This window comes from Rhodococcus sp. NPDC019050 (genome assembly GCF_055664235.1).
Genome location: NZ_JBVOON010000006.1, coordinates 181,514 through 192,357, shown reverse-complemented (window position 1 = coordinate 192,357; position 10,844 = coordinate 181,514). Strand labels below are relative to the sequence as shown.

The window sequence follows — 10,844 nt, the reverse complement described above, 5'->3', positions numbered from 1 at the left end:
TTTTTTTTTTTTTTTCTTGTTTTTTTACCCCCCACCCCCCCCCCCCCCCCACCCACCCCCCCCCCCCCCCCCCCCCCCCCCCCCCCCCCCCCCCCCCCCCCCCGCTTCTGTGAGTCTTACTGCCGAACAGGGAAACTCGGGGTTATCCGGCGGGAATGAACGCCTTCAGTGGCTCGGAGCCCGTCTGATCGTGACCCCAGTAGGCGTCGGCGGTGATTTCCTCGGAGGTGTAGAACCGCTCGTCGACGAGCATGCCCTCCGTGCCGAACTCGAGATCCCATCCACCCGGTGCGCGGACGTAGAACGAGATCATCTTGTCGTTGGTGTGGCGGCCCAGCGTCGACGAGATCGAGAAGTCGAGGCGGTTGACACGGTCGAGAGCCTGACCCACCGCGTCGAGGGTGTCGACCTCGGTCATGAGGTGGACGAGTCCGGGTTCCTCGTTCGGCGGCGCGGGGCACAACGCGAGGCTGTGATGACGCTCGTTGATGCCGAGGAAGCGCACGCGGACGTGGCCGTCCTCGTCGAGACGGATCGAGCCGCGCGGCAGGAATCCCAGTACCTGCGTGTAGAACTCGTAGGTCTCGTCGAAGTTCGCCGACGGCAGCACGACGTGGCCGAGGCCGTGACGGCCCGTGACCCAGCGACCTGCGAAGCGGGTGACGACCGGGCTGTGATCGAGGACCGGGCCGAAGAACACCTCGACGCGGGTGCCGGCCGGATCCTGGAACGCGATGGCACCTTCGGCGTCGATGTAGGTGGCCTCCTTGTGGGAGAGCACCTCCACCGCGCGGCCCGACTTCTCGACCGCTTCGCGCACGCGCTGGAGCGCGAACTCGTCACGCACCTCCCAGCCCACGGCCAGTGCCTTGTCCGAATCGCCCGGCAGCACCTGGATGCGGGAGCGGCGCTCGTCCACGCGGGCGTAGAAGCCGTCCGGCTCCGGGCCGGAGCCCTCCGCCATGCCGAGGCCGTCGAGGAGCAGTTCGCGCCACCGTGCGACGTCCTGGGTCTGAACTCTCAGATAACCGAGACCACGTAACTCTGTCATGTCAGTTGTTCCTCGAATGTTGTAGGTGGATCAGATCATTGCCCGGTATGCGCCCTGGGGCTCGCCGCCGAGCTGCGTGAGTGCGGCCGAATGGTAGATCATGCCCGGCACGTGAATGGCGTGGGTGAGGCCGACGTGGGCGTCGCGCCAGAAGCGCTGCATCGGCGTCTTCAGGTGCACCGCAGCGCCACCGGCGCGGGCGAACACCTCGTCCATCGCACGTACCGCGCGCCACGCTGCCGAGATCTGGGTGCGGCGTCCGATGGCGCGCTCCTCGAAGCTGATCTCCTCTCCGCGGTCCGTCTTGTCCCAGAAACGATCGACGGTTTCGAGCAGAGCCAGCCGCGAGGCGGAGATTTCCGACGCCGCCTCGCTGATCGCGAAGAGGATGTACGGGTCTTCCTTGATCGGGACACCCGTCACCTGGACGCGTTCCTTCTGGGCTGCGATGTAGCAGGCCAGCGCACCCTCGGTCATGCCGATCAGGGAGGAGGTGATGCCGAGCGGGAAGATGTACGAGAACGGGAACTTGTAGAGCGTCTCGTCGCGGCCCGCGTGACGCCAGCCGTTACCGCTGAGCACGATCTCCGCGTCGAGGGTCCGGTATTCGGGGATGAAGGCGTCCTTGATGATCAGATCCTTCGAGCCCGTGCCCCGCAGCCCGATGACGTTCCAGCTGTCCTGATCGATCTCGTAATCGGAGCGGGGCAGCACGACGTGCAGGACCTTGTCGGTCCGGTTGCCGTCCTTGTCGCCGACGGCCGCACCGATCATGATCCAGCCACAGTGGTCCGTTCCCGACGAGAATGCCCAGCGCCCGTTGAGGATGTAACCGCCATCGACCGGCACCGCGACACCCATGGGCGCATACGGCGATGCCATCCACATGTCGTTGTCCGCGCCCCAGATCTCTTCCTGGGCCTTCGGGTCGAAGAATGCGAGCTCCCACGGGTGGACACCCACGATGCCGGCGACCCAGCCCGTCGCGCCGTCGAGGGCACCGAGCGCCATCACGGTCTCCGCGGCTTCGCGGGGATGGCCCTCGAATCCGCCGTACTCCTTCGGCTGGAACGTGCGGATGATGCCCGACTCGCGCAGGTGCTTCGCCGTCGTGTCGGTGAGGCGCATGAGCTTGTCGCCCTCGACGCCCTCGGCGCGAATCTCGTCCGCGTGCTGCATGATTCTGTCCAAAACGTGGCCCATGGCGTGACTCTTCCTGGGGGTATCGGCTGGGGGAAGCCGAGCGGGGTGGGGGTGTCCCGTGACGGGATGGGACCGGCGCACACTGTGTGCCGATGCACTGCTCGAAGAGTGGCAGGGGCCACATCGGGCCGCATCGATGTTTCCGTTGAACGGGACAGCAACTGCGCGGCGTGGGGTGCAGCGGTACAACGAGGGCAACGCACGGCCGTCCGCACCCACACTCCGGAAGGAGAAAGATGACCGACACCGCAGCCCTGGTGGCTTCCCTGCTCGAGCGTGTCCAGGTACTCGAAGACAAGGCAGCGATCCAGGAAGTGCTGTCGGCGTACGGGCCGGCCGTGGACGCCGGTGACGCCGACGCCGTCGGCGAATTGTGGGCCGAGGATGCTGTCTACGACATCGACATCCGGGTGATGGAGGGCCGCGACGCGATCACCGAGATGGTCCGCACCCGTCCCCACCAGGACTACATCAACGAGGGCTGCGGCCACCTTCTCGATCCCGTCCACATCCGGGTCGAGGGCGACACCGCCGTCGCGACCTGTCATTCGCTGCTGCTCCGCCGCAACGTCGACGCCGATTCCTTCCGCGTCTGGCGCGTGACCGCCAATCGGTTCGAACTGGCTCGCATCGAGGGAAGCTGGAAGATCAAGCGGCGCACCGCCCGGTTGCTCGACGGTAGCGATGCCGCACGCGAGCTGCTGGCACGAGCATCCCGCTGACAAGCCCCGGAGGGTACATCTTGTCGCAGAACGAATTACGAGACGCTCCGGAGCCGGCTCTCACTCTCGATGCCGCAGAGCAACTTCTCGCTATCCGCGAGATCGAGCGGGTGTTCGCGGCCCGGCTCCGCGTGATGGACAACAAGCAGTGGGAGTACTACCCGACCCTGCACACCGAGGATGTCGTCAGCGAAACGTGGCAGGGCCTGCCCGGCGACAAGCAGCCCCGCACCGACGGCGAATCAGGGCGGGTCGTCGGACGTGAGGCGTTGACCCGCGCCATCAGTAACCTGCTCGACGGCCCCGTTCCGATTACGTCGGCGCACCACGGGCACTGCCCCGAGATCGTGCTGGAATCCGACACCACCGCGCGGGGTGTCTGGGCGATGGAAGACCGGTTGTGGTGGGACAACAACGGCACCGAGGAATCTCTGCACGGGTGGGGTCATTACCATGAGCGATACGCCAAAGTCGATGGCGTGTGGCTCATTTCGTATCGCAAGCTCACCCGTCTCCGGCAGGTGCACACGCCCGGCTTCTTCTCGTTCCTCAAACCCCTCTGATCCTTCGGCACCGTGCGCTCGTCATATGCGAGCGGCGAAGCCCTTCTCGGCCGCTCGGGCATGCGCGACGATCTCGCCGATCACTTGCGGCCACAGGGGCGCGGGCAGGTTGTGGCCCATACCCGGAACCACGACCAGCCGCGCCCCCTCTACGGCGTCAGCCGTCGCGATTCCGCCGTCCACCTCGACGAGCGGATCGTCTTTGCCGTGGATCACCAAGGTCGGGATCGTCAGGTTGCGTAGTCCCGGAGTGCGATCGGGGGAGACCACGATCGCGGCGAACTGGCGCGCCACACCGGCGGCGTCGTGGCTCCGGAGGAACGAGCGCCGCCCGAGGTCGGCGACACGCGACTCGTCGAGCGGGTATCCGGGTGAACCGATCACCCGGTACAGCTGAAGGGAGCGTTCGGCGGCGCTGTCCGGGTCGGTCGGCTGCGGAAGGAACAGCGCCGCTGTCGCCTCCGGTCGCGTCCGCCCCACTTCCCGTGACGGAGTGGACATGATCGACGTCAGGCTCCGCACCCGGCCGTGATCGATCGCGAGTTGCTGGGCGATCATCCCGCCCATCGACGCACCGACGATGTGCGCGGACTCGAGACCCAGCGCGTCCAGCAACCCTGCCGTGTCCTCGGCCATGTCCACCAGCGTGTACGGCGGCGCAGGCCTGCTCTGTCCACCCAGCAGCGCACCCAGATCGGGAACTCCGGCCTCGTCGAGGTGACTCGACAATCCGATGTCGCGGTTGTCGAAGCGGATCACGTGGAAACCGTGGCCGGCCAACAGTCCGCAGAACGCGTCGTCCCACGCGAGCATCTGGGTGGCGAGACCCATGATGAGCACAAGGGGAGGGGCGTCTGCGTCGCCGAACGTCTCGTAGGCCAATTCGAGGTCGCCGACTGCTGCGCGCTCGGTCCGGTCGGTCATGGGCATCCTCATCGCTCGCTACCGGTGTCTGTTTCGTACCCTGCCATGTCGCGCCGTCGTCTTTACGCTTTCGAGGGGACGTTGGAGTGTTCCGGAGGAGACTCGGAACGGACTTCGAAGTGAGGGCACATGACGGTCGACGAGAATCCCACGAATCTCCGCCGGGTGTCCAGGCTGCTTGCCGCCATTCGTGACGGCACCGATGACGACACGCTGGCGGCGGGATTCCTGCTCACCGCCACGGTCGTGGCGCTCGTGTGGGCGAACCTGGGGGATTCCTACGAGTCGTTCTGGCAGACCCCACTGAGCATCCGGATCGGGGACTACGGCATCACCCTCGACTTGAAGAACTGGGTGAACGACGGCCTGATGACGTTGTTCTTCTTCGTCGTCGGACTGGAAGTGAAACGCGAACTCACGATCGGAGAACTCACCGACCGCACACGCGCCGCTGTTCCCCTGGTAGCCGCCGTTGCCGGTCTCGCGTTGCCTGCTGTGCTCTACCTGTTGCTCAACCCCAGCGGGGAGGCTGCGGGTGCGTGGGGTGTGGTGGTCTCCACCGACACGGCGTTCGTGCTGGGCGCGCTCGCGCTCGTCGGACCACGGTGCCCGGCCCGCTTGCGGGTGTTCATCCTGGCGCTCGCGGTGGCCGACGACATCGGCGCGCTCGCCATCATCGGGTTCTTCTACACCGAGCAACTGAGGCTCGGGTACCTGCTGCTCGGCTTCGTGGGTTTGCTGTTGATCATGCAGTTCCGCCGACTCGAAGTGTGGCGTGGCGTCGCCTACTTCTTGGTTGCGGCCGCAACGTGGGTGGCCTTCTACGAGTCGGGCGTGCATCCCACTCTTGCCGGTGTGCTGATCGCGTTGATCCTTCCCATCTACCCGCCGCGCCGCGCCGAGGTGGAACGGGCGGGTCAGCTCACGCGGGCGTTCCGTCAATCACCCAATCCCGACTACGCGCGCGCGGCGCAACTCGGTGTTCTCCGCGCGGTGTCCGTCAACGAGCGGTTGCTCCGGTTCTATCAGCCGTATACCGCCTTTCTCGTGGTGCCGATCTTCGCTCTCGCGAACGCCGGTGTGGTGATCACCGGTGAGACGATCGGCGACGCGATCGTCTCACCGATCACGTGGGGTGTCGTCCTCGGTCTTGTGGTGGGCAAACTGGTCGGGATCACCGCTGCGACCGCAGTGTTCTCCCGTCTGCGACCCGGGAGCCTGCCGCCAGGCCTGACTCTGTCTCAGGTCAGCGGTGGTGCAGCACTTGCGGGCATCGGATTCACCATCTCGTTGTTCATCGTGGATCTGGCGTTCGAATCCTCGGAAGCCGCCAACGACGCACGTATCGGTGTGCTCGTTGCTGCACTGCTGGCGACGGGTTTGGGCTGGGCGCTGTTCCGGTTGGCGGACCGCCGCCGCCCCACCGACGGGGTCCCCGGACTCGTGCTGTTACGTCCGGTCGATCCGAGCCGAGATCACGTGAGGGGACCGGAGAACGCACCGCTCACGCTCGTGGAGTACGGCGATTTCGAGTGCCCGTTCTGCACCCGGGCCACCGGGGGCATCCAGGACGTTCGCAAACACTTCGGTGACGACCTCCGGTACGTCTTCCGGCACTTCCCGCTCGATGCGGTGCATCCCCACGCGCGTTTCGCGGCCGAGGCCTCCGAGGCGGCCGCGGCGCAGGACAAGTTCTGGGAGATGCACGACGTCCTCTTCGCCCACAGCGACGCACTGTCGGAAGAGGAGATCTACGACTACGCCGAGCGACTGGGCCTCGACATGGACCGCTTCGACGAGGATCTGCGGTTGGACCGCTACCGGCATCGAGTCGACGACGACGATCTCGACGCCGCGACCAGCAACCTGTCCGGGACACCCACGTTCTACCTCGGAGCCACCGGCACGGGTCTTCCCTTGCACACCGGGCCGTTCGACGCGGCGACCTTGATCAGCAGACTCGAAGAAGCGCGCGAAGTCTGACCCTTACCGGACTCTGCACGCGCGCGAGGTTTGGGTGCGCGGGCAGAGGGAAGCCGACATGCGGACCAGCATCCGGATAGCTCAGGAAGGTACTGATGGCTGAAGAGGACGCCCACACAACGCGGACCGATCAACTCCGCTTCCAGGACCCCGTGACTCGCTATCCGTCGATCACGCCCCCGGAGCAGCACCAGCCGGAACCGGGGCACGAATCCGACCTCGAGCCACGAGCGGACATCGGTGAGTTCTCGTACCGCGGCACCGGTCGCCTGCAGGGTCGCAAAGTCGGAGTTGCTCGGTTCGGCTCATGCCCAGGAGGTCGTCACCGATCTCCGGTCCCGGTTCGACTACGTCATCATCGACGCGCCGCCGCTGCTGCCCGTCACCGACGCTGCGATCCTCACACGCATCGCCGACGGTGCGCTCCTCATCGCGCGGTACGGGAAGACGACCCGGGAGCAGTTCGCCCGCGCCATCGGCAACCTGCAGGCCGTCAACGCAACAGTGCTCGGCACGATTCTCACCATGGTCCCGGCGAAGGGGCGCGGCGCGTCGTACGAGTACCGGTACTACTACGACGCCGACAAGGCACAGACGAAGGTCCCCGCGCCCAGGCAGGCAGTCGAGGATCCTGTCGTGCCCGGTCCGAACGCCGCGTCGCCGCCGCCTCCCGCACCGGGTAACGGCAGGACCCTGACCGGGCCGGTTCCCGCAGCCGGGCGGCACTCCGACGACAGCCGTCCGCCGTCGGAGCCACGGCCCGTTTTTCAGGCGCCGCAGCGCCCGGCACCCGGTTCAGGTCCGAATTCGAGCGAGCAGGGGTAGCAGCAGGTCGGCGATCTCCGATCCGACCTGGACGAACGTCTCCTCGTCGCGGCCGATCGGGTCGACGATGTCTTCCGGCCCGGACGCGGGGAACTGCGTTCGGGCCGCTGCCAGTTCGGCGACGGACGCGGCGCCGGACTCCTGCTGCACACGCGCAGCCTCGGGCAGCGTGAAGGTCACGCGCATCATCCGCGGTGCGAGTTTGATCACCTCACCACGGTGCTTTTCGGTCATGGTGAGGATGAGTTCGGCATCTTCCGCGATGGCCGGGGTCAGGCGTCTCGCGACGAATCCTTCCGGGTCGCCACCGAGTTGCTGCAATACGAGCGCGGCGGTGGGTTCCATGCCGTAACCCACCGCGGCCCTGGTTCCGGCGCTGTGCGCGGTGAGGTCGTCCCGTCCCGACTCGGTGGCGAATGCGGTGGTCAACCGTTCGGCGGTTGGAGATCGACAGATGTTTCCGGTGCACACGAAGAGAATCCGCATTCGCCGATCGTAGGGGACACCCCCGCGGCGGACCGGATTCGCCGACGGCGTCCTCGACCGGCCCTGGCGTTGTCGGTGGCATCGGTTAGCATCGAAACGATTCGAATGCGCCGGGGGAGTTTGATGCGGCTGGCGCGAACAACTGTCGAAGGCGGCTGATGAGTTCGGTTCTCGGTGTAACCGTGGGGGAAAGCGCCGTCCGGATCGTGCGTCCGGTCGATCGGGCCGCACCCTCCGCGGGCTTCCAATTCCAGGTCGTGGAAACGGGGAAGGACGATCCTGCGCGGCTTGCGGCCAGCACGCTCGGCGTGCTGTTCCAGGCGGGCGTCGCCGGCGATCCGATCGACACGGTCGGTCTCGTCTACCGCGATCAGGCACAGGCGGACCGGCTTCGTGCCGCGATGTCCGCCGAACAACTCGACCGCTTCACTCTGGTCTCCGAGCCCGAAGCGGCCTTGACCTATCTGCAGTCGACCGGTGAGCTGGGCAGCAACACCGCGGTCTTCTACGACCTCGGCGACGCGGGCCTCACCGTCACCGTCGTCGACCTGCGCGCCGGTCAGGTGCTCGCCGAACGCACCGACTCGATCGGTGGCCGTGTCTTCGACAACGCAATCCGCGAGCACGCGCTCGACAGCAACGGCGTGTGGCGTCCCGACGACCCGAACACCGACAACGAGTTGTCGGCGCAGTGCCGGCAGGCGAAAGAGAAGCTCTCCGAGAGCGATACCGTGGCGGTGCCGGGGGCAGCCGGCGTGGTGTTCATGTCGCGCGACACGTTCGACCCGCTGATCTCTCAGTGCGTCGAGTCGTCGGCGCAGTTCGTGCACAACGTCATTGCGCGGTCGAACCGTAACCCCGAGGCCGTGGTGTTGCTCGGCGGCGGCGCGCACGTGCCGCTGGTGCAGGAAGTCCTGCGGTCGTGGCTGAAGTTGCCGCTGGTCGTGCCGCACGAGCCCGAACTCGTCCTGGCGAAGGGCGGTGCGATCGTCGCGGCGAAACCGCCGTCGTCGCAGCCGATCAGTCCGCTCACGCGCATCGTGCCTCCGCGTCCCGCGCCGGCCGCGGCCGAGGACACCGACCGCATTCCGGTCGTGAAGGCGGCGGTGTCGTCCACACCTTCTGCGGTGTCGTCCTCGACCCAATCGGGGAAGAGCACTGAGCCCACGGACGACGAATCGAAGCCGTGGTGGGCCGCGCTGTCGTGGCGAGGACCTGCGGTCAGCGGTAAGCAGATCTCCGGTGCCGGACTGGCCGGGTCGGCGTTGGCCGTCGTCGCGGTGATCGGTATCGCGCTGAGCGCGGGGAACTCCGTCTTCGGGGCACCTGCCGACCGCGGTACGAGCCCCACTCAGTCGTTCGATGTGCCGACGACGTCCTCGACTCGGCCGCAGCCCGCACCCGCCGCGTCGCCGGCGACGGTCACTCCCACGACGACCGTTCCCGAAACGTCCACGACGACGACCTACGAACAGCGGCCCGTGCCGCCACCGCCGCCGGAACCGGAACCGGAACCGGAACCGCAGTTCCCGGGTCTGAACATTCCGGTGCCGACGTTGCCGCCGCTCCCGACGATCGAACTGCCCCGGCTTCCGGAACTGCGCGGCCCCGGTCTGTGACCTACCGGCCGGGATCTCCGTTGCCGGTGGCGCGGGAGTGCCGGCCGGGTGCGACCGGCGGGGTCCCGGCCCGGGACAGGACGGCAGCGATTGCCGTGGTCAGCGGAACCGAGAGTGCGAGAGCGATGCCGCCGACGCAGGCGCGCACGATCTCGACGGCCACCGCATCGCCGGTGACCACGTCGGAGATCGAGCGGCCCGCGACGGAGAAGAGCAACAGCAGGGGCAGCGCACCGCCCGCGTAGGCGAGCACGAGTGTGTAGACGGTACTGGCGATGTGGTCGCGCCCGACCCGCATCGCGGACCCGAAGATCTCCCGGCGCGAGGCACGCGGATCCAGCGCCGCCAGTTCGAACGCCGACGACGCCTGGGTGATCGTGACGTCGTTGAGCACGCCGAGCGAGCCGATGATGAACCCTGCCAGCAGTAGTCCGCTGATCGACACCGTGCCGATGTACATCTGCACGTCGGTGTTCTGCTCTTCGGACAGCCCGGTCAGGTGGGTCATCCGGATCGCGACATAGGACAGCAATGCGGCGAGGGCCATGGAGGCGAGAGTGCCGAGCAACGCCGAACTCGTCCGCAGGTTGAGCCCGTGGGCGAGATACAGCACGGCGTAGAGGATCAGCGCTCCGCCGACCAGCGCGACGGGGACCGCGGGCTTTCCGTCGAGAAGTGCGGGAAGCATGAACAGCACCAGCACAGCGAATGCGACACCGAGGCCGATGAGCGCTCGCAGGCCGCGCCAGCGGGCAACGGCCACGATGACGATCGCGAAGGTGGCGATGATCAGGGCGAGCGGCAGTCCGCGCGCAAAGTCGTAGAACGAGTACTGGGTGGCGCCGGTGGGGTCGGTCTGGCGGACGATGCGGAGGTCGTCGCCGGTGCTCAACTCGGGCTGGCCGGGACCGGGGACCACCTCGAGCAAGGTGAACGCGCCGGCGTTGGGGCCGGAGTCGATGGAGATGATGCTGCGCTCGCACTCGTAGGAACCACCCACGGGCGGCGGCAGCGGATCGCCGGGGAACACCCGTCCGGACGAAGGACTGCCGCACGCGCCCGTCCCTTGCTCGACGACGGTCCCGGCCTCGGTGACCACTGCGTCACCGCCGGTCGTCTGGAACGGGGCAGGAACCTCGATGGATTGGCTGCTCGGCCAGAGCAGGACCGTTCCGAGGAGGACGACGGCGCCGATGGCCACCAGCAATCCGATGACGATCTTCGCAGCGAGCGGACCCAGCGGTGCCGGTCCGTCGGAGTGGCCGTGGCCGTGTCCGTGTCCGTGACTCACCGGCACAGGCTAACCACCCTCGACGCGAGACGTGCGGGCGGTAGCCGGGATGAGGCCGGGAAGCGGGTGGGCTGGTGGTGGCGGGGAGCAGGGGGGTGTCCCCGCCACCTTCACCTGACCTCGCACAGGGGGGACGGCGTCGGTCAGGGAGCCCGGCACTGGGTGCCGGAATCCAAG

Annotated in this window: 10 protein-coding genes; 5 read left to right on the top strand and 5 right to left on the bottom strand. The window is 67.2% G+C overall.

The annotated features are described in order from the left end of the window. Positions 1-142: 142 nt before the first annotated feature. Both bphC and AC0B44_RS09780 read right to left on the bottom strand, forming a co-directional pair. Positions 143-1,051, bottom strand: coding sequence for a biphenyl-2,3-diol 1,2-dioxygenase (gene bphC, locus AC0B44_RS09785; protein ID WP_471902696.1), 909 nt, complete (start codon positions 1,049-1,051; stop codon positions 143-145). Between the two features lie 30 nt (positions 1,052-1,081). After that, a complete protein-coding gene (locus tag AC0B44_RS09780) occupies positions 1,082-2,254 on the bottom strand; it encodes an acyl-CoA dehydrogenase family protein (protein ID WP_378528380.1) in 1,173 nt (390 codons plus the stop codon). Between the two features lie 236 nt (positions 2,255-2,490). On the opposite strand from AC0B44_RS09780, the gene AC0B44_RS09775 reads away from it, so the two are divergent. Then, a complete protein-coding gene (locus AC0B44_RS09775) occupies positions 2,491-2,976 on the top strand; it encodes a nuclear transport factor 2 family protein (RefSeq protein WP_378528381.1) in 486 nt (161 codons plus the stop codon). A gap of 20 nt (positions 2,977-2,996) precedes the next feature. After that, positions 2,997-3,539 carry a nuclear transport factor 2 family protein gene (locus AC0B44_RS09770; RefSeq protein WP_471902695.1) on the top strand — a complete coding sequence of 181 codons (543 nt, stop codon included), beginning with the start codon at positions 2,997-2,999 and terminating at the stop codon, positions 3,537-3,539. Positions 3,540-3,560: 21 nt separating this feature from the next. On the opposite strand, the gene AC0B44_RS09765 is transcribed toward AC0B44_RS09770, so the two are convergent. Next, the gene (locus AC0B44_RS09765) at positions 3,561-4,463 is read right to left on the bottom strand and encodes an alpha/beta fold hydrolase (protein WP_471902694.1); all 903 of its coding nucleotides are present in this window, start codon (positions 4,461-4,463) and stop codon (positions 3,561-3,563) included. A gap of 129 nt (positions 4,464-4,592) precedes the next feature. Between AC0B44_RS09765 and nhaA the strand changes: the two genes are divergently transcribed. Further along, on the top strand, positions 4,593-6,446 hold the full coding sequence (gene nhaA, locus AC0B44_RS09760) for a Na+/H+ antiporter NhaA (RefSeq protein ID WP_471902693.1): 1,854 nt from the start codon (positions 4,593-4,595) through the stop codon (positions 6,444-6,446). Positions 6,447-6,686: 240 nt separating this feature from the next. Further along, the gene (locus AC0B44_RS09755; protein ID WP_471902692.1) at positions 6,687-7,271 is read left to right on the top strand and encodes a tyrosine-protein kinase family protein; all 585 of its coding nucleotides are present in this window, start codon (positions 6,687-6,689) and stop codon (positions 7,269-7,271) included. Here AC0B44_RS09755 and AC0B44_RS09750 read toward each other — a convergent pair. Next, positions 7,242-7,757 carry an arsenate reductase/protein-tyrosine-phosphatase family protein gene (locus AC0B44_RS09750; RefSeq protein ID WP_471902691.1) on the bottom strand — a complete coding sequence of 172 codons (516 nt, stop codon included), beginning with the start codon at positions 7,755-7,757 and terminating at the stop codon, positions 7,242-7,244. The genes AC0B44_RS09755 and AC0B44_RS09750 overlap by 30 nt on opposite strands. A gap of 158 nt (positions 7,758-7,915) precedes the next feature. Between AC0B44_RS09750 and AC0B44_RS09745 the strand changes: the two genes are divergently transcribed. Further along, positions 7,916-9,376, top strand: a complete 1,461-nt coding sequence (locus AC0B44_RS09745; RefSeq protein WP_471902690.1) for a DUF7159 family protein — start codon at positions 7,916-7,918, stop codon at positions 9,374-9,376. Between the two features lies 1 nt (position 9,377). Here AC0B44_RS09745 and AC0B44_RS09740 read toward each other — a convergent pair whose 3' ends face one another. After that, a complete protein-coding gene (locus AC0B44_RS09740; protein WP_471902689.1) occupies positions 9,378-10,667 on the bottom strand; it encodes a YibE/F family protein in 1,290 nt (429 codons plus the stop codon). Between the last annotated feature and the right edge of the window lie 177 nt (positions 10,668-10,844).

Bases quoted from the DNA above. Each gene is read 5' to 3' on its own strand.
- bphC (WP_471902696.1), bottom strand. From the start codon at position 1,051: ATGACAGAGTTACGTGGTCTCGGTTATCTGAGAGTTCAGACCCAGGAC.
- AC0B44_RS09780 (WP_378528380.1), bottom strand. From the start codon at position 2,254: ATGGGCCACGTTTTGGACAGAATCATGCAGCACGCGGACGAGATTCGC.
- AC0B44_RS09775 (WP_378528381.1), top strand. From the start codon at position 2,491: ATGACCGACACCGCAGCCCTGGTGGCTTCCCTGCTCGAGCGTGTCCAG.
- AC0B44_RS09765 (WP_471902694.1), bottom strand. From the start codon at position 4,463: ATGACCGACCGGACCGAGCGCGCAGCAGTCGGCGACCTCGAATTGGCC.
- nhaA (WP_471902693.1), top strand. From the start codon at position 4,593: ATGACGGTCGACGAGAATCCCACGAATCTCCGCCGGGTGTCCAGGCTG.
- AC0B44_RS09750 (WP_471902691.1), bottom strand. From the start codon at position 7,757: ATGCGGATTCTCTTCGTGTGCACCGGAAACATCTGTCGATCTCCAACC.
- AC0B44_RS09745 (WP_471902690.1), top strand. From the start codon at position 7,916: ATGAGTTCGGTTCTCGGTGTAACCGTGGGGGAAAGCGCCGTCCGGATC.